General features: G+C 38.8%; 26 protein-coding genes. 10 read left to right on the forward strand and 16 right to left on the reverse strand.

Annotated elements, in window-relative coordinates:
- Nucleotides 1-9: 9 nt before the first annotated feature.
- The 3 genes from PLEUR7319_RS0111705 to PLEUR7319_RS0111715 all read left to right on the forward strand — a co-directional run bounded on the left by PLEUR7319_RS0111705 (nt 10) and on the right by PLEUR7319_RS0111715 (nt 2,890).
- Nucleotides 10-336, forward strand: coding sequence for a 2Fe-2S iron-sulfur cluster-binding protein (locus PLEUR7319_RS0111705; RefSeq protein ID WP_019505414.1), 327 nt, complete (start codon nt 10-12; stop codon nt 334-336).
- A gap of 606 nt (nt 337-942) precedes the next feature.
- Nucleotides 943-2,322 carry a TldD/PmbA family protein gene (locus PLEUR7319_RS0111710; protein WP_019505415.1) on the forward strand — a complete coding sequence of 460 codons (1,380 nt, stop codon included), beginning with the start codon at nt 943-945 and terminating at the stop codon, nt 2,320-2,322.
- Nucleotides 2,323-2,503: 181 nt separating this feature from the next.
- Entirely contained in the window at nt 2,504-2,890 is a 387-nt protein-coding gene (locus PLEUR7319_RS0111715; RefSeq protein WP_019505416.1) for a nuclear transport factor 2 family protein, read from the forward strand.
- A 136-nt stretch (nt 2,891-3,026) separates the two neighbouring features.
- On the opposite strand, the gene PLEUR7319_RS41240 is transcribed toward PLEUR7319_RS0111715, so the two are convergent.
- Nucleotides 3,027-3,188 (reverse strand): hypothetical protein, encoded by a 162-nt coding sequence (locus PLEUR7319_RS41240; RefSeq protein ID WP_158441829.1) that lies wholly within the window; start codon nt 3,186-3,188, stop codon nt 3,027-3,029.
- A 174-nt stretch (nt 3,189-3,362) separates the two neighbouring features.
- Between PLEUR7319_RS41240 and PLEUR7319_RS0111725 the strand changes: the two genes are divergently transcribed.
- The gene (locus PLEUR7319_RS0111725; protein WP_019505418.1) at nt 3,363-4,154 is read left to right on the forward strand and encodes an S-adenosyl-l-methionine hydroxide adenosyltransferase family protein; all 792 of its coding nucleotides are present in this window, start codon (nt 3,363-3,365) and stop codon (nt 4,152-4,154) included.
- 10 nt (nt 4,155-4,164) lie between these two features.
- Here the strand turns inward: PLEUR7319_RS0111725 and PLEUR7319_RS0111730 are convergent, their stop codons facing one another.
- The 4 genes from PLEUR7319_RS0111730 to PLEUR7319_RS0111745 all read right to left on the reverse strand — a co-directional run bounded on the left by PLEUR7319_RS0111730 (nt 4,165) and on the right by PLEUR7319_RS0111745 (nt 7,315).
- Nucleotides 4,165-4,599, reverse strand: a complete 435-nt coding sequence (locus PLEUR7319_RS0111730; protein ID WP_019505419.1) for a DUF2358 domain-containing protein — start codon at nt 4,597-4,599, stop codon at nt 4,165-4,167.
- Between the two features lie 50 nt (nt 4,600-4,649).
- Nucleotides 4,650-5,189, reverse strand: coding sequence for a peroxiredoxin family protein (locus PLEUR7319_RS0111735; protein ID WP_019505420.1), 540 nt, complete (start codon nt 5,187-5,189; stop codon nt 4,650-4,652).
- Nucleotides 5,190-5,415: 226 nt separating this feature from the next.
- Nucleotides 5,416-6,117, reverse strand: a complete 702-nt coding sequence (locus tag PLEUR7319_RS0111740) for a DevA family ABC transporter ATP-binding protein (protein WP_019505421.1) — start codon at nt 6,115-6,117, stop codon at nt 5,416-5,418.
- Nucleotides 6,118-6,877: 760 nt separating this feature from the next.
- A complete protein-coding gene (locus PLEUR7319_RS0111745; RefSeq protein WP_019505422.1) occupies nt 6,878-7,315 on the reverse strand; it encodes a nuclear transport factor 2 family protein in 438 nt (145 codons plus the stop codon).
- A 151-nt stretch (nt 7,316-7,466) separates the two neighbouring features.
- Between PLEUR7319_RS0111745 and PLEUR7319_RS38060 the strand changes: the two genes are divergently transcribed.
- The 5 genes from PLEUR7319_RS38060 (at nt 7,467) to PLEUR7319_RS0111770 (ending at nt 15,292) form a co-directional block, all read left to right on the forward strand.
- On the forward strand, nt 7,467-11,114 hold the full coding sequence (locus PLEUR7319_RS38060) for a GAF domain-containing sensor histidine kinase (RefSeq protein ID WP_019505423.1): 3,648 nt from the start codon (nt 7,467-7,469) through the stop codon (nt 11,112-11,114).
- Nucleotides 11,115-11,311: 197 nt separating this feature from the next.
- Nucleotides 11,312-12,610 carry an RNA-guided endonuclease TnpB family protein gene (locus PLEUR7319_RS0111755; protein WP_026102318.1) on the forward strand — a complete coding sequence of 433 codons (1,299 nt, stop codon included), beginning with the start codon at nt 11,312-11,314 and terminating at the stop codon, nt 12,608-12,610.
- 380 nt (nt 12,611-12,990) lie between these two features.
- A complete protein-coding gene (locus PLEUR7319_RS0111760; RefSeq protein ID WP_019505424.1) occupies nt 12,991-13,464 on the forward strand; it encodes a MarR family winged helix-turn-helix transcriptional regulator in 474 nt (157 codons plus the stop codon).
- Nucleotides 13,465-13,588: 124 nt separating this feature from the next.
- Complete coding sequence (locus PLEUR7319_RS0111765) at nt 13,589-14,296, forward strand: Crp/Fnr family transcriptional regulator (protein ID WP_019505425.1); 708 nt, start codon at nt 13,589-13,591, stop codon at nt 14,294-14,296.
- A 150-nt stretch (nt 14,297-14,446) separates the two neighbouring features.
- The gene (locus tag PLEUR7319_RS0111770) at nt 14,447-15,292 is read left to right on the forward strand and encodes a hypothetical protein (protein WP_158441830.1); all 846 of its coding nucleotides are present in this window, start codon (nt 14,447-14,449) and stop codon (nt 15,290-15,292) included.
- A 145-nt stretch (nt 15,293-15,437) separates the two neighbouring features.
- Here PLEUR7319_RS0111770 and PLEUR7319_RS43290 read toward each other — a convergent pair whose 3' ends face one another.
- From PLEUR7319_RS43290 to PLEUR7319_RS0111790, 4 genes are all read right to left on the reverse strand, one after another.
- Nucleotides 15,438-16,127, reverse strand: a complete 690-nt coding sequence (locus PLEUR7319_RS43290) for a calcium-binding protein (protein WP_019505427.1) — start codon at nt 16,125-16,127, stop codon at nt 15,438-15,440.
- Between the two features lie 401 nt (nt 16,128-16,528).
- The gene (locus tag PLEUR7319_RS38070) at nt 16,529-17,407 is read right to left on the reverse strand and encodes a helix-turn-helix domain-containing protein (protein WP_083892469.1); all 879 of its coding nucleotides are present in this window, start codon (nt 17,405-17,407) and stop codon (nt 16,529-16,531) included.
- Nucleotides 17,408-17,558: 151 nt separating this feature from the next.
- Entirely contained in the window at nt 17,559-18,188 is a 630-nt protein-coding gene (locus PLEUR7319_RS0111785) for a response regulator transcription factor (protein WP_019505429.1), read from the reverse strand.
- A gap of 58 nt (nt 18,189-18,246) precedes the next feature.
- Complete coding sequence (locus tag PLEUR7319_RS0111790; RefSeq protein ID WP_019505430.1) at nt 18,247-19,509, reverse strand: RNA-guided endonuclease TnpB family protein; 1,263 nt, start codon at nt 19,507-19,509, stop codon at nt 18,247-18,249.
- A gap of 24 nt (nt 19,510-19,533) precedes the next feature.
- On the opposite strand from PLEUR7319_RS0111790, the gene tnpA reads away from it, so the two are divergent.
- Nucleotides 19,534-19,947: an IS200/IS605 family transposase gene (gene tnpA / locus PLEUR7319_RS35060; RefSeq protein WP_019505431.1), complete on the forward strand. Its 414-nt coding sequence runs from the start codon at nt 19,534-19,536 to the stop codon at nt 19,945-19,947.
- Nucleotides 19,948-20,068: 121 nt separating this feature from the next.
- On the opposite strand, the gene PLEUR7319_RS0111800 is transcribed toward tnpA, so the two are convergent.
- The 7 genes from PLEUR7319_RS0111800 to PLEUR7319_RS0111825 form a co-directional block, all read right to left on the reverse strand.
- Nucleotides 20,069-20,476 (reverse strand): VOC family protein, encoded by a 408-nt coding sequence (locus PLEUR7319_RS0111800; RefSeq protein ID WP_019505432.1) that lies wholly within the window; start codon nt 20,474-20,476, stop codon nt 20,069-20,071.
- 59 nt (nt 20,477-20,535) lie between these two features.
- Nucleotides 20,536-21,591 carry an aldo/keto reductase gene (locus PLEUR7319_RS0111805; protein ID WP_019505433.1) on the reverse strand — a complete coding sequence of 352 codons (1,056 nt, stop codon included), beginning with the start codon at nt 21,589-21,591 and terminating at the stop codon, nt 20,536-20,538.
- Between the two features lie 69 nt (nt 21,592-21,660).
- On the reverse strand, nt 21,661-21,825 hold the full coding sequence (locus tag PLEUR7319_RS41245; protein WP_158441831.1) for a hypothetical protein: 165 nt from the start codon (nt 21,823-21,825) through the stop codon (nt 21,661-21,663).
- Entirely contained in the window at nt 21,786-22,163 is a 378-nt protein-coding gene (locus PLEUR7319_RS0111810) for a DUF2087 domain-containing protein (protein WP_019505434.1), read from the reverse strand. Before PLEUR7319_RS0111810 ends, PLEUR7319_RS41245 begins: the two co-directional genes overlap by 40 nt.
- Nucleotides 22,164-22,198: 35 nt before the next feature.
- Nucleotides 22,199-23,416 (reverse strand): transposase, encoded by a 1,218-nt coding sequence (locus PLEUR7319_RS0111815; RefSeq protein ID WP_237743560.1) that lies wholly within the window; start codon nt 23,414-23,416, stop codon nt 22,199-22,201.
- Between the two features lie 62 nt (nt 23,417-23,478).
- Nucleotides 23,479-23,760 carry a metalloregulator ArsR/SmtB family transcription factor gene (locus tag PLEUR7319_RS35065; protein ID WP_019505436.1) on the reverse strand — a complete coding sequence of 94 codons (282 nt, stop codon included), beginning with the start codon at nt 23,758-23,760 and terminating at the stop codon, nt 23,479-23,481.
- A 20-nt stretch (nt 23,761-23,780) separates the two neighbouring features.
- The gene (locus tag PLEUR7319_RS0111825) at nt 23,781-24,116 is read right to left on the reverse strand and encodes an SDR family NAD(P)-dependent oxidoreductase (RefSeq protein WP_019505437.1); all 336 of its coding nucleotides are present in this window, start codon (nt 24,114-24,116) and stop codon (nt 23,781-23,783) included.
- Nucleotides 24,117-24,220 lie beyond the last annotated feature (104 nt).

The raw sequence follows: 24,220 nt of genomic DNA on the forward strand, positions 1-24,220 counted from the left end.
AATAATTCCATGACTACTTATCAAGTGCGTTTAATTAATACCGATCGCGATTTAGACCAGACGATCTCTGTACCAGAAGATGAATATATTTGGGATGTAGCAGATGAAGCAGGAATCAAGCTTCCTGCGGGATGTTTGCAAGGCGAATGTTCTGTTTGTGTAGCCAAAATAATTGACGGGAAAGTAGATCAAAGCGAACAAAAGTTTTTTAGTCCAAAGGAGTTAGCCCAGGGTTATACTGTTACCTGTGTTGGCTACCCTCGCTCTGATTGCACTCTAGAAACCCATCAAGAGCCAAAACTTTATCAGAATTCCTTGTACCATTCTGATAAATAGGTACTGCATAACTCAAATCGAATCTATATGCAATCCGGTTAAAGTAACTTGTTGAAGAGCTAAATCTTCGGCGATCGCTGTAATAAAATACAATTTAGAAACATTTTCTTGTTCAAAGCTTCATATAGCAAGACTTTTAGCAGTTATACAATACTCGTATTCCAGAAGTAGGCTTAAATCCTTAACGGAACTTGTACCAAGTAAAGATTAATATCTGATTGTATCCATAGCTTCAGGTAACTCCCTTAAGTGCAAAATCGGGAATCTGAATGAATAAAAAATATTTTGAATTATTGATAAACAACTGGTGCTGGACATCTTGTCAGTATAAAACTCTTGAATCTGATGCTCTTAATAGGGAATTTCGTAATTGATGTAATAGGAGGAAGAAGCTCACACTTATTATTTGTCGTATCGAAGTGATCAAGGTATGTCACTCTGAGTGCGTTTGAAAACTTGAAATCCAAGAGTCAGTGCAGCTCGATCACTTAGTCTATCCTGTAACTATGTCTTTAGAATATAAATAAAGATTGATAAAACGGGGATCTAAAATCCTAGAGCTAAACCATACGCGAATATCTTAATCAAAAACTAGAGCTATAAAATATGAGTACAGCGTCTACAGAACAGTTAAAGAGTGCGATCGCATCTTATAAAAATGATGTCGATTATTTGGAAATTAGAGTTGAACAAAGCGAGTCTACCGGGCTTTCTTTTCGCGGCAAACAACTAGACGGGGTAGATCGTAGTTTTTCTCTAGGTGGAGGAATCAGAGCCTGTCATCAAGGTGGCTGGAGTTTTGTTACCTTTAATGGTTTAAAAGAACTAGAGTCAAGAATTAAAGAGGCTATTTCACAGGCGAAACTGGTAGGAAAAGAAGAAACTCAATTAGCAACGGCTGAACCCATTGAGGATTTTGTTCCAGAAAAAATCAAACGAGATCCTCGTAGTGTTTCTCTACAAGATAAACGGAAATTATTAGAAGCTTATAATCAAATATTGTTGGATTTCGATCCACGCATTCAGACGACAATGGCGAGTATCAGCGATCGCTTTACAACTAAGACCTTTGTTAACTCTACGGGCAGTTGTATTGTTCAAGAAAGACTGGATGTCAATGGACGTTTTGCGGCGATCGCTAAGGGAGAAGATGGTATTGTCCGTCAGGGTTACGAGTCGGTTCATTCTCGCAATGATTTTGATGTTCTAGTCGGTATTGAAGACCGGGTTCGCGGAGCAGCAGAACGAGCAGTCAGACAATTAGAGGCCAAATCAGTTAAAGGTGGACAATACACAGTAGTCCTCGATCCTTACCTCGCGGGAGTGTTTATTCACGAAGCTTTCGGACATCTCTCCGAAGCTGATTTCGTTTATGAAAATCCCAAAATGCAGGAACTGCTGACCCTCGGTAAGCCGATGGGGATTGAGCAACTAAATGTCGTTGATGATGCGACGATGGAAAATCTTCCTGGCTCCATGAAATATGATGATGAAGGAATACCAGGACAACGCAAATATCTGATTAAAAATGGTGTTTTAACTGAACGTCTTCATTCTCTTGAGACAGCGGGAAAAATGCAGGAATCACCTACAGGAAATGCTAGAGCAATTCGCGCTAACTATCCCCCGATTGTGCGTATGACTAATACAGCTATTGAACCTGGCGATACTCCTTTAGAAAAAATGTTTGAGGGAATCGACGAAGGAGTATATGCCGTCAGAATGCTGGGAGGGCAAACCAATGGAGAAATGTTTACCTTTGCCGCAGCAGAAGGCTATATGATTCGAGATGGTAAGATTGCTGAACCTGTTAGTGACGTCACTCTTTCAGGGAATGTCTTTCAAACTCTTCAAGATATAGATGCTATTAGCGATGACACTCTTTATACCAATGGTGGCTGTGGTAAAGGTGGTCAAATGCCTCTACCGGTGAGTGTTGGCGGCCCTCATATTCGGATTAAAAACGTTGTTGTTGGCGGTAGATAAAATTAATTCTGCTCAATAGTCACAATTTATTACCCTTGACAACGGCGCAGTGTGATTCACCAGGGGCTTCCTCCAAAGCTTGGCTGCGTCGTTGATCCACCCGCCCCACCACACCCCACGACCCGTTGCCTACTGTGACCGTTGTTGGTCAGACAAATAACAGCTGTTAACAGAAAGAATTATGAAAGAGCAAGAGAAACGAGAAGTAATTGAGCAATATATCTCTGCATACAATGCATTGGATATCGATGGCATGATGTCCCTGTTGCACGATGATATAGAATTTAAAAACATTTCTGATGGTGAAGTTGATTCCGATGTGACTGGCAAGAGTAAATTTCGTGCTATGGCTGAGGAATCTAGAACTTTTTTCAAGTTACGAAAGCAGACTATTAACAGCTTTGATATCTCTGACGACCAAGCCTCTGTGGAGATCTCTTACGAAGGAATTTTAGCGACCGACTTGCCTAATGGAATGAAGTCAGGTGAGACAATTCGTCTGGATGGACGCTCGGAGTTTTTATTTAAAGAAGGAAAAATTTGTCAAATCACAGCTATTAGCACATAGATAAAAAATCTTAGTTTATCTTAAACGTCTAATGTGAATATAAAAAACCAAGGGTTTGGCTTTGCCAAACCCTTTTTAGAATAAAATCATCTCTAATTATTGAATAATTCTTAATTTTTATTAATCAACTTGTTACTTAGAGATGTAAATATTTAGCTTCTGCTTCGAGTTGCTTAACCAGTTTATCGTCTCCTTTAGCTCTAGCGGCTTCTATGCGATTGTTTAAACTTTTACGCATACTTTCGCGGTGACTAAGGTTAGCATTTTTCAGGGTTTCTTGACGTTTATTGTTCATCATGGACTTTTTATTTGTGAAAATAGTGTATGCGTTTATGGATATATAAGATAACATTTTTGCCATCATTAGAACTGTTTGTCATCAAATCTTCACAAACTTTGACAGTGGTTGACTTGAGCTAGTATTTCGCGGCAAGTTATGGTGCAGATAATTAACCACTGACAGAGAATTATTATGACTGTAGGTAGAATTATTACTCTGCTAACAGATTTTGGCGATCGCGATGTTTATGTAGGAGTAATGAAAGGGGCGATCGCCACAATTAATCCAGAATTAAAAGTTATCGATCTCACCCATCAAATTCCACCGCAGAATATAATGGCAGCAAGATTTGCCTTATTAAATGCCTACCCTTATTTTCCTCCACAGACGGTTCATGTAGCTGTCGTCGATCCAGGAGTTGGTTCCAACAGAAGAGGTGTGGCAGTAAAGTTACCTAATGGATATCTGGTTTGTCCTGATAATGGTTTGTGTAGTGGTATCTTGGAATTTAATTTAGCAATTGTAGCGGTGGAATTAACTAATCCTAAGTATTGGCGAGTATCAGATCCTAGTAATACTTTTCATGGCAGAGATATTTTTGCAACCGTTGGCGCACATTTGGCTAGCGGCGTACCTCTAGAAGAAATAGGTCAACCAATAGAAGTCTCTAGTTTAGTTAAACTTGATATACCAACTATAGAAATCAATCGTCATCATATTAAGGGTTATATTCAATATATCGATCATTTTGGCAACTTGATTACCAATATTTCTGGTAATTTGGTTCAAGGTAGATCTTGGAGAGTACTCACCAATGCGATTACGATTAATCCAGGTAAGACATACAGCGATGTTGCCATTAGCGATAATATCAGCCTAGTTGGAAGTCATGGCTGGGTGGAAATTGCTGTAAACGGTGGCAATGCCCAAAAAAAATTGCAACTTACTTGGAAAGATGAAATTCAAATCCAAATCGACCCTTAGATATGATATTTCATTTATCACCTCGGCGAAAAAACTGCTGGAGAATTTCCTTTGGTTGTCGATCCCAGGTATCAATATGTTCATAGATTAATCCTTCTGGAGTCAGCTTGTAAGTAGAATAGCCGTTAAAAAAGATACAAGCTTTCCAGGGGACTCGCAAAGTACCACGCACAGTCCAATTAGCGAGAATCGTATCGTCTGCTGTTTGCTTAACATCGTGCAAGTCAAAATAAAGTGAAGTAAAAAAGAGCTGACCGTGAAATCTTAATGTCCAGAAGATAATACGGTAGTTGAACTTGCCTTTGAAGGTGTTGACCGGATCTCGAAAATAGATATCTTTGGTATAAATATCATAGGAAAGATCGGTTTCAAATAGACTTGGTAGTTCGTTCTTGAGAGTTTCAATGGCAGTTTTGACCTGCAAAATATAGGCAGAATCGCTCAACTTTTCCTCCTTATTCGGTATTTTCTCTTCTGTCTCAGTTAATAATCCTACTATTCCACCAGCTTATCTAACTCGGTCAGAATAGTGTCTGATTCGGCATTGCCGTCAATAAATGAAAATAGGTGTCGGAAAGTGATGCAACCTTCTCGATTAATCACAAATTGAGCTGGTAGAGGTGCACCGAGAGCCTGTCCCACTCCATAGAGGCGAAAGATCTTGCAATCTGGATCGTATAGAAAAGGATAAGGCAAGCTAAGCTGGTCGACAATCTGCTGACTTTGGACGGGGTCGGTACTAGTAATCATAAGTAATTCAGCCCCTTTGTCCTTGAGTTCTTGATAGCGTTCCTTCAAGTCTTGGATGTGAGGATAGCAATAAGGACAAAATAGTTTTTCGGTGAAGATACGAGTAAATGCTAGTATTACCGGTTGTTTTCCTAGATAGTCTGAAAGCTGTACCCGAGCGTCATTCCCGATAATAGGCAAACTAAAGTCTGGTGCGATAGAGCCTACTGCTGGCACTTGCCCTGGAGGTAGGGGGATAAAATTAGAAGCGAAACGACGGTTAAACAGTCCTGTATTTCCAGTCACAGCAAAAAGTTAATTATTAATTATTCATTCTATATTCCTAATCTTACTTAACTTCAAAGCAATTCTCATTGACCAACAGTCTTAGATTCGTGTATCTTTTTCTGCTACTGACACAAAAATCGAGAATACTCTCGACTTATTAATCATCTCTTCAGCTATCCATAGAAAATAACTTAGTCGATAAATCTTATTATCTCGAAGAATTTGATTTAAGGAATAAACAATTTTAACTACTAACTAAAGCCGTATCCCTTGCCAATCGACCATCTTCCATATGTACAATGCGATCGGCTATATCGAGAATGCGGTTATCATGAGTGACCAAAAGAATCGTGCACCCCTGTTCTTTAGCTAATTGTTGCATAATCTCAACAATATTACGACCAGATTTACTGTCTAGTGCGGCGGTAGGTTCGTCGGCTAATACCAATTGTGGTTGACTGACTAAAGCACGGGCGATCGCAACTCGTTGTTGCTGTCCCCCAGAAAGGCTGTTGGGATAGAAATTGACTCGATTTCCTAACCCAACTGCTTCTAAGATATCTGAAGTCATGGTATTACGTTCTTCAAAAGAAATACCTTGATGCAATCTTAAAGACATGCGTACATTTTGTTCTACTGTCAAACAAGAGAGTAAGTTATGAGATTGAAAGATAAAACCGATCTGGTTGCGAACTCTGACTAATTCATTTTTGCTCGCACCATACAGCTCTTGTCCTAAGATTTTCACGCTGCCTGACTGTACAGAGCGCAAACCACCGATGAGAGTCAAGAGAGTAGTTTTGCCGCTACCGGATGGACCAGTCATAATGACAATCTCGCCAGCAAAGATATCCAAATCTACATCAAATAGTACGAATTTACGCAGTTCACCTTTGCCAAAAGCATGATTGAGATTCTGAATAGCTACGACACGGTTAGAAAGCATAATTAGTAGTTAGTAGTTTTAGTTAGTGGATAATAGGTTGCTGCTTTCTGGTTTCTTTTTGCTTGGTGCTTCTGATTACTGGTTATCGTTTTATTCCTAAACTTATTTATTTTCAATTTAATTTTGGATAAAGAACTTGAAGAATCTGTGAGGGTGAAGTTCGATGAGTATAAAATTCATAATTTCGAGGTTGTAGCCGAGTGGATGTAAGATATCTGCAATATTATCTACATCGTTTAAAAAATAGCCACCGCTTAATATTAGTTAGATGTCTGCGATGGCTTAAATTCAGGATTAATTATTTTCTTTAGCTGCATTTGGAAAAAATAAGGAACAATTGTTCGTTTGCTCAAGAAATATTCTCGCTAAAATATTTTTTAAAGCTGAAATTAAAAAGGGTGTAGCTCTATTGAGCGAAAAGTTGGGCTACTTGACAAGGTTGAGATGGCAGTTCCCAGTCCCACTATCGGTAGGCGTTTGAAGCTGAGGAGCTTCTTTTCGGCATACCGTGAGGTGTGGTTTCGCTGTTATTCTTGCTGTTCATGAAATGTATAGAACTAGAACATAGACCCAACATTCGCTGCCAAGCGACTTGATAAAGCAGTGCTGTGAAACCTGAAATAAAAAACAGCGTAAACAACACTGTAATTGCCCACGGACTTATAATGGCTACAGAAATAGCCATCTTGCTTTGCGTCTTCGGCATATTTGAAGATCTTAAAAAGTTAATTGCTAATTATTCTGATTAAAAATTACCAGATTAACTTTTAGCCTTCTTCTTCTTTTCGATATATTCTCGCCAGTAGATAATCTTGCCATCGTTTTGCAATTCAAAAATTATTGCATCTTCTGCTTGAGATTGCTGACCAGTTTTTTTATGGCGATCGCTCCAATCCCACTCCACTGCACCTTGATGGTCTTCAACAATTATGCGTTTAATCTTGACTTTGGTGTCAGTAAATTGTTGAAAATAATCTTCTGCTGCTTTTCTGATGGCATCTACACCGTTAAAAGTAAAACCTCCAGCCACAAAAATAGCATCGGGGGCAAAATCTCTCACTAGACTAGATATATCCTGGGTTTCCCAAGCGGTAGCTTGCCTTTCAACCATCGCTTGAATAGCTGATTCTGAATTCATTGGTGCGGAAAAAACTAAAAAAATCGATAGGGAAACAATAAAAGCTAAAACTTGATTCATAAGACTAAAAAAGTTGACATATTTGTGGAAAGTCACAGATTATCGAGGGGAGCTAAAACTAATTTTATATCTTCAGTCAGATTGCTGAAATACTATTTGAATGGTAGATATGAGGCATAACTCGCTAGCAACAATTGCTTGAAAGATTCAAATGCCACTAGAGAATAGAAATAGCTCTTTAAATAGCGATCGCACAGACAACCAAAGAGGAGTTATTTCTGATTCGGAGCAATGTATTTCTTTATTAGAAGCGACTACGAATTTAGCTAGTGCATTACTCAGTGACGAAGATTTAGATCGAGGTGTTAATCGAGCCTTAGAAATACTAGGAATAAGTACCGAAGCAGATCGTTTAAATTTACTGCAACATCATGATAGTCCCAAGGAACAAGTATTAGGTCATGTAATTGCTCAATACGAATGGCTCTCTCCCTATGCCAATTCTCAGCTTAATCATCCTAAATTACAGCGTATTCCTTACGATGGAATTGAAGATTGCTATCAGCTATTTATTGAGGGTAAACATTGGGGCGGTTTGCTCGATACTATGGCTGAACCTTTTCGTAGTGGACAATTAGAGCTTGGAGTCAAAGCTACCTATGGCATCCCAATTATGATTAAAGGTCAATATTGGGGCGTAATTGGCTTGGATTTTTGTAGAACAGCAAGATTTTTAGCCAATACTGAAATAGCTGTGCTGAAAACTGCTGCTACTTGTATTGGCAGTGCTATTGAACGCGATCGCATTTGTCGAGAACAGGAAAGAATCAAATGTGTAGCCCTGTTAGAAAAAGAGAGGGCAATAGAATTAGAAAAACGAGATCGTATTCTTGCTATTACAACTAATGCGGCACAGGCTTTATTAAATAACCAAGACTTAGAACAAGGGATCTCGCTGGCATTACAAATTATTGGAGAAGGCATTGATACAGATCGAGTTGTAGTTATGGAACACTGCAACCAGTCTGATGCTGAAGCTTTAGGTCATCTAAAAGTGCTATTTGAGTGGCATTCACCCCACGCGATATCTCAACTACATCATCCTAATCTTCAGCAGGTTAGCTATGAAGGAATAGAAGACTGGTACGAACAATTAAGTCAAGGAAAAGCGATGGGCGGAATAGTTGATGAGTTTCCCGAACCAGTACGCAGCGGGCAAATGGAAATTGGCGTTAAATCTACCTACGCTATTCCGATCGCCATTGATGACCAATACTGGGGCATCGTGGCTTTTGATGACTGTCGAGAAGCCAAACAACGTAGCGAGACAGAAATATCGATCTTGAAAACTACTGCTGTCTGTATTGGTGGTGCAATCGAGAAAAACCGCGTTCGCAAACAGCAAGATCAAGCCAAACGTCAAGCATTATTAGAACAACAAAATGCGAAACAATTAACAGAACACAATCTAATACTAGAAAAACGCGATCGCATTTTAGCAGCTACAGCCGAAGCTTCTAATGTATTGTTGACAGGAGATAATCTTGATAAAGCAGTAAATAAAGCATTAAAGATTATTGGTAAAGCTGCCGATACAGACCGCGCTGCGGTTGCCGAACATTTTGAGAATTTATCTAATCAAACTCTTGGTCATCTCAAATTACTCTACGAATGGCATACATCACACACTCCTCCACAATTGACCCATAATGAACTCAGTCAAATACCTTGGGAAGAAGCTGAAGAAATTTATTCTGTGGTTTCACAGGGTCAAACTCATTCTGGTGTCATTAATGAAATGAATGAACCGTTTCGTTCCAAACAAAAGAAAATTAATGTAAAGTCAACCTATACAGTTCCTATTATGGTGAATGGAAGGTTCTGGGGGATTGCAGCCTTTGATGACTGTCGCGAAGAAACACGCCGTAGTGAAGCGGAAATCAGTATTTTGAAAACTGCCGCTGCTTGTCTTGGAGGAGCAATTGAACAGGAACGTACTCGTCTCGCCAAGGAACAAGCAGAACGCAATATTTTACAAGAGCGAGAAAAAGTTGTCCAAGAGAGAGCTATTCAGCTAGCAGAACACAATCAGGTACTAGAAAAACGCGATCGCCTTTTAGCAGCCACTGCTAAAGCTTCTAATGTATTGTTGACAGGAGGAAATTTTGATGAATCAGTCAATAAAGCCTTGCAGATTATTGGCGAAAGCTTAGATACAGATCGGGTTACAGTTATTGAAAATTGGCATAATCCATCACAACCATCGATTCCCCATTGGAGATTACTTTACGAATGGAATTCCCCTCAGACACTATCACAAATTTCCTATCCAGAGGTAACTCAAGGAAGTTATGAAGGAATAGAAAAGTGGTACGAGCTTCAAAGTAGGGGAGAAAGTATTAGCTGTAGATTGGCTGAAATTCCTGAACCGTTTCGTAGTGGACAAGAAAAAGTGGGGGTCAAGGTACTTCATGCTGTTCCTATTTTTATCGAAGGCAAATATTGGGGATTAGCAGGCTTTGATGACTGCCGCCAAGAAACACTCCGTAGTGAAGCTGAACTAAGTATTCTGAAAACTGCTGCTGCCTGTATTGGAGGCGCAATTCAACAGAACCGTATCCGTCGCGCTAAAGAAGAAGCAGAACGCAATATTTTATTAGAAAGAGAACAAGTAGCTATTGAAAAGGCAGCACAGCTAGAAGCAAGTAATCAGATCTTATCTCTACGAGATAGATGGTTAGAAGCAACGGCAAATGCTGCCAATAAGCTACTAGAAATCACCGATCTCGATCAGGGAATTAACGCTGCACTAAAGGTTTTAGGAGAAAGTTTGGATTGCGATCGCGTGACAGTAGTGCAGTATTTTGAAGATGCTAACGGATTTGTCCGTTTAATCTACGAATGGGATTCTCCTTATGCTAGCTCTCAAATATCTCATCCCGAACTAAACAAAATCTCTGCCAAAGGGATTGAAGATTGGTTGGTTAAACTCAAAGCTGGTGAATGGATTGGTGGCACAATAGACGAACTAAAAGAACCATTTCGTAGCAGTCAACTAAAACTAGATGTAAAAGCCACTTATTCTATACCAGTTTTTGTCAATAATCATTATTGGGGAGCAATTTGTATTGATTTTTGTCGCGAATTAAGACATTTGACTACTCCCGAAATTGCCGTATTTCAAACTGCTGCCAGTTGTATTGGTAGTGCTATTTATCGCCAACAGATTCAGCAGGATAAAGAACTAGCAGAACTAGCCATACTCGATGAACGCAATCGCATGGCAAGAGAAATTCACGATACATTAGCTCAAGCTTTTACTGGTATTTCCCTTCAGCTAGAAGCTGCCAAAAATATTTTAATTACTCAACCTGAAACTGCTCAAGAGCGGCTATTACAAGCCAAAAATCTAGCTAAAGAAGGTCTTACTGAAGCTCGCCGTTCAGTTCGCGCCCTTCGACCAGAAGCTTTGGAGTCAGGTAAATTAACGATCGCTTTGCATCAACTTGTTGATAGTATGACTTCTGGTACGGGTACTAAGGCAAAAGTCATCATTGAAGGCGACTCCCAATTGACTTCTGAAATAGAGGTCGATTTGTTTCGTATTGCCCAAGAAGCCGTAACTAATACTCTACGTCATGCTCAAGCTACCGAACTTATAGTTCGTTTAATTTGTAAAACCGATTCAGTTTATCTCCAAATTAAAGATAATGGTATTGGTTTTGAGGCTCAACAACTATTAAATAGTAGTTTTGGTTTGATTGGAATTCAAGAAAGATGCGATCGCCTTGGCGGCAATTTGGTTATTACTAGCGCAGTTGGACAGGGAACAGAAATTGTAGTTACTGTTGCAGTTTAACATCTGTGAGCGGAAAGTCCCACGCTATAGTGCCAAGGATGTCCCTAAAGAGATACCGCTTCGCATATAGCACTTAGCGTTGGGACGGAGCTTATAAACGCCTGGGAAACCACAGGCGACAGCCCCTCATGAAAGCGAACTGAGCGGCGCAGTGGGACAGGTTTACCATTGCTAAGAGATAGTGGTAGAATAGTCAGATGATTCTCAACTATCGCTATCGCATCTATCCTGATAATGAACAAGTTGAGCTACTCGATGAGTGGCTGGAAACTTGCCGTGTCAGCTATAACTATGCTCTCAGAGAACTAAAAGATTGGATAGCCAGTCGAAAATGTTCTCTCGATAGGTGTAGTTTAGAATCAGAATATATGATGGCTGCGGATTATCCGTTCCCTAGCTACCACCAACAGCAAAACAACTTACCAAAAGCCAAGAAGAAATTTTCACGACTCCAAGCTGTACCGTCACAAGTATTGCAAACCAATATTAGACGATTGCATGATAGTTGGGATTCATTCCAAGCTAGAGGTTATGGCTTCCCACGCTTTAAGAAGTATGGACAAATGAAGTCAATGTTGTTTCCTCAGTTCAAAACCAACCCAGTGAGTGATTGGCAAATTCAACTACCTAAATTAGGAAAAGTACAAATCAACCTACATAGACCAATCCCTGAAGGTTTTGTTATCAAGCAAGTCAGAGTACTGAAAAAGGCAATAGGTTGGTTTGCAGTGGTAGCGATAGAATCAGATATTGAGCTTCCTAGTCCCGTACCTCATGGTCACGCAATCGGTGTTGATGTCGGCTTGTTGTCCTACGTGGCAACAAGCGATGGATATATAGAGAAGCGACCCAAGTTTTTCAAGACAGCCTATCGTCGGCTGAAAGTGCTACAAAAGCGTCTGTCAAGAAAAAAGAAACGAGGGAAAAACTATGAAAAAGCTCAACTAAAAGTAGCTAAACAACATAACTATATAGCATTCAGGCGATCTGACTATCAGTTCAAACTTGCCCATAAACTGTGTGATATGGCAGATACAATCTACGTTGAAGATTGTGACTTTCGTATTATGGCGAAAGGGATGTTAGGTAAGCATACGATAGACGCTGGTTGGGGAAAATTGCGAGACATATTAGAATATGTAGCCCAGAAACGAGATGTCTTTGTCGGTCGGGTTGATCATCGTGGCACTAGCCAGGTTTGCCCTAATTGTCGCTCTGAAGTCAGAAAGGATCTAAGGGTTCGACTAAGTGAGTGTCATGAATGTAATTATGTTGTCAACAGGGATATTGCCTCTGGTCAGGAAATCTGTAACCGAGGTAGAGAAACGTATCGGGGGACTCCCGAAAAGCAAGAAATTGGCTCTCAAGTCGTACTGTCGGGCAACTTGGTTGTAGATAAGTGGCGCAACCTATCTTTGGATAGTAGGGGAGCAAGATCCATTAGCGATAATGGAAGCCCACACTGTAATAATTTTAGAGCGAAAGCGATAAAATAATTCAGTGTTGGGAGGATGTCACTACCAAACTCATTACTTACGAGTAAAGCGGCAGAGCCGCAGCTATAAGCTGTAAGCTGTAAGCTGTAAGCCAATTATAAGAGGCTTTAACCTCTCCTAATTGTAGACCACCAAACTTCGTTTGCTGGGGGCATTAAACCCGATAGCTATAAGCTGTTAGCCGTTTACCTAAGTAAACTTTAGAGCTTATAGCTTAAGGCTTAGAGCTTAAAGCTTTTTAAGGTAATCAAATAAACTTTTCCTAATATAACTGTGTACGGCTATAGTAGTTACCGTTCTTCCGATTCGGCTTTCTCTACTAATCTAAAATTTGGTTAATAGTGCTAGTATTTATTTAGTCGGCTAAGTAACTAGGTTTGATGTCCAATCACAATCCGCTTCTAACTACTACCTTTTTAATGGTGCGAGTTGCTAGGGCGCACCGCAGCCTTGTCAGCAATGCTTTAGCTGAGATGGGCTTGCACATTGGACAAGAAAGACTACTGATGGAATTGTGGCAAGAAGATGGTTTAACTCAAACTGAATTGGCTTGTCGCTTGTGTATAGAACCACCTACCCTAACCAAAATGCTGAGTAGATTAGAGAAAACGAAATTATTGGAAAAACGTCGAGATGTTGAAGACGGCAGAATATGTCGTATTTTCTTAACTGATAAAGGACATTCTTTTCAAAAACCAGTTACCGATCTTTGGCTTGAGCTTGAAGAAACTATTCTGGCAAATCTGTCGGTGGAAGAGCGTTTGCTTTATCGTCGCTTTTTAATGCAAATTTGCGATAATCTCGAATCTGCCAAACAATCTCAGGGATTAGCTAAAAAGTTTACTGACACTTGATCCAAATCAATTAATTATTTATCCGAACGTAATATACTCAAAAACAGTTTTAATCAACAAAAACACCCTTAAAAAATCTTTAAAGCATTAAATAATTAATTGTTCCTTAGAAGCATTAATTATATTGTCTTTTCATCTCGATATTTTTTTTGCCAGTTTAGTTAGCCGACTAAATAAAAAACTGAAAGATACTTTTTCACAGTATGGAGAAAATTTGATGAATTTGAGTGATATTCGTCGTCTACCTGAATTTTTAAGCAATCAAATTAAAGTTCAAAATTTGGTTGTGGGAGAAACCTTATTCAGACAAGGAGATAAAGCCTCGATTTTTTACGTAGTCACTTCAGGTCGAATCAAGCTAATTCGTTATCTCGATCAAGGACAAATCAGCACTTTTGAGATTGTCAGAGCTTCGGATACTTTAGCAGAAATTGCTTTGTTTGCCGATATCTATACTTGTACAGCGATCGCCGAAACTGATGCCGAAGTAATTGCCTATCCAAAAGAGGAGCTTTTAACTGTTTTACGTACTTATCCAGATTTAGCAGAAGATTTTATGGCAATGTTAGTCAAAAAGATTCAATCTTTAAAGTTTCGTCTGGAATTAAGAGATATTCGTATTGCTCATGAAAGAGTATTGCACTATTTACGCCATTTGGTGAACTTTCCCGAAGAAACAACTGTCGTTTTAGATCGTCCTCTCAAAGATATTGCTGGAGATCTTGGTTTTACTCCAGAAACCTTATCTAGAGCTTTGATTCGATTAGAAACTGATGGTGCGATCGCTCGTCAAGAAAAAATGATCATCTTACATAACAATTCAGCAGCCTGAAAGATCAGAGGTAAAGAGCAAGATTAGAACAATTAGGACAATAAGAGACAAGACAAGGATTTTAGTTGTAATTACAATTGGTTCAACAATTTTAAAACGACGATTGAATCGATCTCGATTAAAAAATCTATTTTGAAACCAGATTTTTGTTTGAATTCACCAGTTCGACTAGGGGCTTATACCTTATCAAACCGAATAGTTATAGCCCCCAATCCACGTTTACAAGCCGATGATCATTTACCTCAACCCGAAGCGATCGCTTACTATGCTGATAGAGCCTCTTGCGGTTTAATTGTTACCGAACCAACTTTAGTTTCTGCTGTAGATAAGTTACCTAACTACCCCGGAATTTTTACTCGTCAGCAACTTCATTCTTGGAGAGCTGTTACCGAAGCTGTCAAAAAACAAAACGGTAAAATTTTTCTACAGCTTTGTTACCAAGAAACAAAACAGCAAGAAACAAATCTAGACCAAATTAATCTGATTGCCTTATTTCGGCATGCAGCCCAGAATGCTTTAGCAGCAGAATTTGATGGAGTTGAAATTAATTTTGATTGTTTTGGCTGTTTCCCAAATCAAAATATCTCTAAAATAGAAATAAACAGTCACCCTGAAGAATTTGAAAATAAAATTCAGTTATGCCTAACCATAGCTGAAGAAGTTGCTAGTATTTGGGATGAAAATAGAGTTGGAGTAGGAATTACATCCAACTTAGAATGTTTAACAGACCAAAAAAGTATCTTGACCAGAGATTTTTATTATTTTCTCGATGCCTTAAAATTTTACGATCTTGCTTATTTGCATCTTGAAGATTCAATAGTTAGTGAATTATGCGAAATTGAAATATTTTCTTCCTGGCTAAATCTACTTTATTCATTATATTCAGGGGTATTAATTATCAACTGTCAAAATATCTCTAAGATAGCCAGAGAAAGAATTATCAAGCACGGTGTAGAATTGGTTTCTTTTAAAGACTTATCAGCCATATTTATTTAATTTATAGCAATACTGGCTTACTACTGGCTTCCTTAACCTCAGATCCCTTGTTGGCGATCGCCCACTGCCACATTCTCTGGGGTATTGTCTTCTTGACGCTCCCACGTATGAATGACGTGGGTTTGCACCTTCTATAAAATCATTCCTAGAAATCACCTAAGTCAAAGTTAGCAGCAGTTAAATTTTCAACATCAAATTGGACAAGGGTAACAGAGTTACCATCTCCTAAATCAATAACAGTATCTTGATTTACTTGAGTAGCTGCGCCACTACTACCCAAAATCGCTTCGATATCATCAAATGAATCACCAAGATCGACAATAATGTCTGATGAGCTAAAATCAGCGATCGTATCTGCCCCTTGTCCTACAATGAAAGTATCATAACCAGCACCACCTGTAAGTAAATCATTGCCAGTACCTCCAATCAGAAAATCAGAACCCTGAGCACCAGTCAAACTATCATTGCCTGCCCCACCATTAACAATAACTGGATCGTTTGTTTCTTGAACGAACTGATTATTTTGAGACCCCAGCAAAGTGGCTTCCTCTAGTACTTGTTCTTCAAATACTACCGATCTATCACTTGCAATAATTTTTAATGAATCAAAATCATCGTCATCAAGCTCGCCAACAACTAATAGCGGCTCGCCTATAGCTAGATCTAATTCTGCGTCCAAACTTTCTGGCTGTTTGAGCCAGTCATAGGCATCAACCAAGATCTCACCAGTCTCATCCCTTAAAATAAATTCATCCTCTCGAACACTGACTACAGTGCCTGAAATGGTTTGGATGTTATCATCTCCTGGAGTTAGTGAGCTAATTGAAGTTACCATATTTGATTGACCTCCGAAAATTATGGGCAATGATAATGGCAGAGTTTAAGTACTTTATTATCTGCCTTGCGTTTGTTCTGATTAGAATTTATCGAAAAATAATGACCAAAAAATGACCAAATCAGTTTTAGCTATTTGTTACCTGTCAATCTCACGGGGCGACAAGCTAATTGAAAGTGTTGTAGGGGTTAGGTTTTAGGGGGTAGGGGCTAGGGAAGATTTAGGGTCGAACAGGAGCAATTAGAACGATAATATTGAGTTTTTTGTTCCATATACAACTTTGTACGGTTATACAGCACTACGGAAAATCATTAGGATATTTTCTATTCCCTGTTGCCTATTGCCTGCTTCCTTTTAACCGATATCTTATGTCCTAAGATTAAAGCGTACTGCTGTACCTCTTACTTGAAGCTTTTGCGATAGTTCAGGGGGCTTTCATCTACAAGAGCGCGAAAGTGTTTAGCCAAATGACTTTGACTGCTAAAACCGCATTCTAGAGCGATATCACAAATAGCTAAATCTGAATTTTCCAGTAGTTTTTTGGCTCGTTCGACTCTTTGTTGTAAAACGTATTGATAAGGAGTTAAATTAATCGAACTTTTAAACAAACGACAAAAGTAAAATTTTCCTACGCCTGCCATTTTGGCTAAGTTGGCTAAGGTGATCTTTTGATCGAGATTAGCCTCAATATAATCTAAAACTAAATTGAGTTTTTTCTGAGATAATTTTTTATGACAATGGGAAATTTCTAAGCTGTAATTCAGATAATTCTTTAATAAATGAACTGCCAGCAAATTCGCTAAACTTTCTAGATAAAGTTTGTCTTCTCCGGCACCACAACTACTCAAATAACGAAAAATTACACCTACTTCTCGAATTAGGGTGTCGTCTACTAAGGAAAACCGATCACAAATTTCTAAGTGATTGCTTTCTAAGGAATCATCAATTGCACCTTCTAAAAAACTAGGGGCAAGATAAAATAGAGTTAATTCTGCTGTTTGTTGCCAATCAAGAGCGTGAAATTGATTTGGCGAAACTAAAAAAGCTTGTCCAAATTTAATTTGTTTAGTATGGTGTCTGCCAATAGAAGGTTGATACTCAATCCAAGCCTTAGCGTTGACTTGTGGTAGGGTAATTTGTATTTCTTGATGATTGTGTCCAGCCCAGTGACTAGATTGCTCTAAAGAATTATAAAAACTAAATTTATCAAATTGATAAACTGTATGATTTAACTTCTGAGTATCACACACTGCCACTTCTCTAACTTTGAATGACATCATAGTAGAGAAAAACACTTTGATATTCGACTGCGTCAGGATAAGACTTTAACTATTAATTAAGATGGGGAATAAACCTAGTCTAAAGTTATGGATTAGTAAATATCTGGGCTTAGTATAGCTATAGATAAATTATTAGTACGATCAAATCTTACTATAATCTAGCTAAACCTCGCTTGAATGCAGTTATTACAGCTTGAGTGCGATCGCTGACCCCTAGTTTGCTTAGAATATTGTTGACATGAAACTTAACTGTACCCTGAGTAATTTTTAGAATTGAGGCGATTTCTTGGTTATTTTTCCCTTTAGTTAATAATGTCAAAACTTCCATTTCTCTACTAGTAAGCTCAGGATTAGTAATCCGGTCGGCTAATTTCATAGCTATTTGGGGAGGAACGTATTTCTTTCCCTGATAAACTGTACCAATAGCAGCAGCTAATTCTTCAGAAGAGGTGTCCTTAAGTAAATAACCTTTTGCCCCCGCCTGTAGTCCTCGATAAATATCTTCGTCGGTGTCGTAAGTAGTAAGAATAATTATTTTAGCTTGGTCAAATTCTGATTTAATTTGTGCGATCGCTTCTACACCCTCCATTACTGGCATTTTTAAGTCGAGTAACACGACATCCGGCTGATGTTGGCGATATTGTTGTACTGCTCGCTCGCCATTTTCTGCTTCAGCAATGATAATCATATTTTCTTGCTGATTGACAATTGCACAGATGCCATCTCGCACAATTTCATGGTCTTCGGCTATCAGAATGCGAATGGAATCAGGTTGGTTCATTCGTCTATGACAAAATGCAATGGTAGACTAAGAATAATCTACCAAGTATATGAACTACTTACACCAAGCTATCGCTTGGAATAAGTTTCTGTCGTTTCTTCGCCCCAAATTGCCTCATGTTTCCACACTCGGTAGGGTTTGGCGACTCGACGACTGAAGAGGACAGTTCCTGCCCCCTGGCGTAATTAAGCATAACCATAGCTGCTGCGACATCTCTGTCTAATGGCTGTTGAATGCCACAATTACAAACGTGGAATCTCTCACTTAGATCCTTTTTGCGCTTGATACCACAACCAGGACAAGTCTGAGAAGGTGCAAGTTGGCGAGTTGGCACTTCGATGTAGATACCACCAGCTTCAGTTACTTTGTACTCAATTAGGCTTTTTAAATTACCTATCCCGACATCTAAAAGATTGCGATTAAGACCAGTTTTTTGTTTCTTTCTCTTACTACCTTTGTTTGCTTTGCGGGTTAGGTTTTTGAGATTTAGTCTCTCTGTAGCTACGAAGCTATTACAGCTAACTATCTCTGTTGCTACTTTATGCTGCCAATCTTGACGCTGACGAGCCACCTTAGACCGTATTTTAGATACAGCTTTATTGGCTTTCTTCCAACGACGAGATGCTTTTAGACGCTTCTTGTGATTAGGTGCGCGTTTTCTTCTACTATCTATCGCTAGCCGATTAACTTGGTCTTGAGACTGCTTGATAAATCGAGGATTATCAATAATTGTGCCGTCGCTAAATGCTACTGCATAATGAGTTCCAAAGTCTAAGCCAACTGCATTTTGATCAGTCTGGACTCTAGTTGGTACGCAATCAACAGTAATCGAAGCGTACCATTTGCCCTGTTTGAACATAATCGTACAGGTTTTAGGTGTCCCCCAATCACGGGCTTGACCTCGCATTTTAACATTACCCAAGTTGGTTAACTTGAGATAGCCGTTTTTGCCTTCTGTACGAGGTTTCCAACCAGCCTTACATGGGTACGTCCAACCTTTATACCGTCTGGAAGATTTGAATTTTGGATAACCAGATTTGAGTTTAAAAAAACGCTGAAACGCAAAATCAACACGCTTAACCGTCGCTTGTAGTGCATGACTACCAAGTTCTTTATACTCTACCCAGCACTGTTTAAACTCAGGTAGTGCGTTCTGTTGGTCGAAATAATTTATCAATTTACCAAATCGTTTGTACTGAGTAATTCTATGACTGACACAAGCGTTATAAAGTAACTTGTGTAGCTTGCGCCAATAGTGCAGCTTTTCGTTTTGAGAAGCCGATGGATAAAGTCTAAAAGTAACGCGACGGGTTATACTCATCCAAGTAGTATAGCTTAGTATGTCGTGCCAAACAATAAACTAAATAGAGCTAGAGGGTGTGTTTATCGTCTTAGTGTACATATTGTTTTGGTTACCAAATATCGGCGTAAAGTGATAACCAAAGAAATACTTGCTGACTTGGAAAAGATATTTACTCGGTTATGTGAAAATCAAAAATGTCAGCTAACCGACTTTAATGCAGAAGCTGACTATTGTCATTTGCTCGTAGAAATGTACCCAGATGTTGCTCCATCTCGATTAGTTAACACCCTTAAGACTGTTTCTAGTCGCTTAATACGCAGAGACTATAAAGCACACTTAGAAAAATACTACTCAAAACCTGTGCTTTGGACTGGAGCGTATTGCATAATCTCTACGGGTGGCGCACCATTGGAGGTGATAAAAGAGTATATCGAATCTCAGGATACGCCTGGCTAATGTCAGCCCGTCGCTAACTCCCACTAAATCAAAAATTTTGAGAGAGAATGCGCGACGATTATTTGTTCAGATCGGAACCCGTGTAGTTTTTGCAATACCACGCAATACAGATCTAATTAACTTAAATGTTGGTATAGTCAGTTATCTCATAAATACCAATTAAGTTCTGATCGGGATCGCGCAGATAAATAGTTTTGATTCCCCACTGAGGACGATAGATAGGTTTGGTAATAAAAGTAACGTTTTTTTCTTCGAGCTGAGAACAAGTCTCTTCCAGATTGTGCGTGGTGAAAATTAATGCCAAATTATCTGGCGCGTTTTCTGAAGGTGGTTTTTCAGGAGAGTTGATAATCTGGGCCATCGATTGTCTTTTAATCAGATTTAATCTGGTATCTCCCATTTTAAAATCTGCTTCTTCTCCTTTACTATCTTGATAAACTAATTCAAATTCCAGTATTTTTTGATAAAATTCAATACAGGCTTCATAATTACTGACTAAAAGTCTGGTTCCTTTGAAATTTAATTTCATAGCTTGCTATATCTCACGTCTTTGTTTGAATAACTTAAATTAAATAACTAGATTGAAAGTCAATTAGTTAGTTGTGAATAGCGATGATTGTCGATTTTATCAAATACGCCATTGTAAACGAAGTTTCTCACCATATCAGCTTGAAAAAAGTCATGAGGGAAACCTAGTTCGATTTGACTTATTTTATCTAGCTGTTCAATTTGTTCTGCTGATAATTGGATATCGACGCATTTAAGATTATCCTCGATATGAGATATTTTTCTCGCGCCAATAATCGGAATTACACCTTTATTTAATAACCAACTGAGGGCGATTTGTGAAGAACTATTTCCAGTTTGTGCGGCTATTTTATCAACCTCTTGGGCAATGGCCAGATTGCGATCGCTTTTATCGACAAATCCCTCCATCATTTCGCTGTCTAATCGTCTCTCTTCCCCAGATTCATTACCATTGCTGTATTTACCAGTCAACCAACCACTTGCTAACGGCGACCAGGCTGTAACGCCAATATCTAAAGTATGTGCCATTGGCAATAATTCTCTTTCTGGAGTTCTCTGGATCAAACTATATTCAATCTGCAAGCCAACAAATTGTGTCCAACCGCGTATTTCAGCTAAAGTATTACAGCGGGAAACAACCCAAGCAGGAGCATCAGAAATACCAATGTATAAAACTTTTCCTGCCCGGATAAGATCGTCAAAAGCTCTCATTACTTCTGCTACTGGTGTCATAAAGTCCCAGGTATGTAACCACAAAACATCGATATAGTCTGTATTTAATCGTTTGAGACTACCTTCTACCGATTGCACCATACTTTTACGCTGGTTGCCACTGCCATTAGGATTACCGTCTCCCAAGCCATTAGTGTATTTAGTTGCCAAAACCACAGCATCTCTTTCCTGAGCGATAAACTCGCCTAAAAATTCCTCACTTGTGCCGTTGGTGTAAATATTGGCAGTATCAATAAAATTACCTCCTGATTCACGGAAAGTTTGATAAATCTTTTGGCTTTCCTCTTTTGACGAACCCCAACCCCAGTCTTCACCGAAGGTCATTGTGCCTAAACATAGTTCAGATACTCTAAGTCCACTTTTTCCCAGTAATTTGTATTGCATGATGGTCTTTTCTCTATTATTTTTAATGTTCTAATTAACAGAAAATAAGTGCGTGAATCGTCCTCAAGTTCAATTAAACAGGATTGCTATAGTAACCGTCTTGTCTATTCTTGCTCCCAATATTTCTAATATTCCTAGGAAACCAGTTCTTACCGCAGTGTGCGCGATCGCATCTACAGTTATGTCATATTCACCTAGTTTGATAACTGCTGCATTTTTTGCTCGCTTTGCCATAAATTTTCTGTGAGACGTTCGTAAATACCTTTATCTCTTTTCATAAGTTTGTAACCGATAAATTCGCGCCTTAAAGTAGCACTATCTTGATGATGGCGTTTGATAATTTCATTTACTTCTTTTTCGGTATAGGTTCTATCCCAATCAAATTTATTGACCAACCATTTGAGTATTACAAAACGCTTTTTACGGGAAGCTGGTATTTCCGTAATTACATCGCTATTAATATAATTTTTTAAAACTTTTTTTTCCCAAGCTTCTGCTGATATATCTTTTGTCCAGTTTGCCATTTGCTCTGAAGTAAACAGAGATTTGTTTAAACTAGTTGAACCTCCCATCGCGGGACGCGAGGGATTCCCATATAGACTCACGACTATGCCGAAGCACCCGCCAGAACGCCATCACTGGGCTGTTTAATTACGGTAGTTCCTACCGCGATATTTTCTAAACCTCTATTTCTCACTACTTCTGCTGCTGCCACATCCCTGTTCTGAACGTATCCGCATTCAGGGCAAGAATGTATTCTTACGCTCAAATCCTTTTTTCCTGTATGAGTTCCACAATTGGAGCATATTTGAGATGTAAAATCTTTATTTACTTTGGCAAAATAGGTGTCTGTTTTCAAGCAAACATACTCAAGAATCTTGAAAAATTGACCTAATCCCATGTCTAAAGATTGCTTGCCAAACAAGCCTCTACTCCATAAGACAAAGTTAATATCTTCGACAAATATCATTCCGACTCCATCACATAGTTGATATGCCAAGTTGAAGTGATATTCTTTTCGTCTGTTTGCTACAGCTTCATGAAGTAATGCAATACGATGGTTTAGTTGCTTCCATTTATTAGAACCTTTTTTCTTATTCTTTAGCTTTTTTTGTAGTAATTTAATCTTACGCAGAGCTTTATCTAAGAATGAGGGTCGAGTAAGTACTAGCCCATCGGAAGTTGAAATCATGCTCTCAATACCCGCATCAATACCGATAGCATGACCATGAGGTATTGGTTTGACAATATCCACATCTAGTTCAATCATTAAATTGGCATAGTAACCACTAGCTTTTTTAATAATTTGTACTTGCTTAATTTTGAATCCTTCTGGTATATCTCTTGACTTTCTAAACTTAATTAATTTAAGCAAAGGCATCTTGAGGTACTTATCTTCTACTGATATCTTGCCCAAAATGTTAAAAGATCGGGCTTTGTTCTTGTATCGAGGGAAACCCATACCCTTGCTCTTCATATCATTGAACGCTCTGTCTAGCTTTCGCAATGTTTGTTGCATAGCCTGAGCATTACCTGATTTCAGAAAAGCGTTGGCTTTCTTAGCCTTAGTTAACTCAGCCGACTGAGTATGATAATTAGGGTAATCAAATGGTTCAACAATATACTCATGAAACAGAGAACATTGGTTTACCTTACAGCTACGACTGTTATACCAAAGTTTACGCACATACAACGCATGATTCCAGACCGCTCTACAAACATCTAAATTGTGTTCAATTATTTCTATTTGTTTGGTTGTTGGCTGTATTTTGTAGTTGTATGTAAGATTAAGCATTTCGACCAAGATGCTATATTGTTTAGTCATTTTACAATATACTTGTCCGTTTTGTAAAACAAAGTAAGATTAACTTACAACTAACCCGTGATTCATCCCTGCGCGGGACGCGAGGGTCTTCTCACGTAGAATGATAAAGTATCTGCATTGAGTTTATATAAATGTGTATTTCCCGATGAGCGCATTTTGACTAAATTTAATTCCTTTAACTTCATTAAATGATGGGATATTGTTGGCTCTTTTAGTTCTAAGCGTGCAGCTAAGTCTTCTACGCTACATTCTGCTTGAGACAGAATACCGACCAGCTTTAAGCGATTTTCATTAGCCAATACTTTGAAAAAATCAAGCAGAGTATTAAAATCTGGAGCATTCATGGTTTTAATTAGAATTTTATCTAATTAGAATTTTCTGGTTGATAAGTAGCTTTCCCCCCTGCATCAACGATACTCTGAGCTACCTGCTGCCCTAACTCTTGGCGACGACCGCAAAAATGAACCATTGCCCCTTGTGCTGCAAAAGCTCTAGCCGTTGCCTCTCCAATCCCAGAAGTTGCACCAGTAATTAGTACTACTTGACCCGCAAATCGACCATCGGGATTTATTTCTGGTTGCGATAGTGGTTCAGATTCAGACTGGGCTATTACGTTCTTACCTTGAGTTACAGCAGCAGCTATTCCCGCAGCACCTACTGCACCCAAACTTATTGCCTGACGGCGTGAAAAATTAGACATTCTAATTACTTTATGTTTGATTTGTGTAATGTACGAATTGTTTTGCGAGATGATTGAATCAAATTATGATTGTCGTCTTGCTCGTAGTTTTTCCCATTTGCCGA

The sequence above is a fragment of the Pleurocapsa sp. PCC 7319 genome (assembly GCF_000332195.1).
Taxonomy (GTDB): domain Bacteria; phylum Cyanobacteriota; class Cyanobacteriia; order Cyanobacteriales; family Xenococcaceae; genus Waterburya.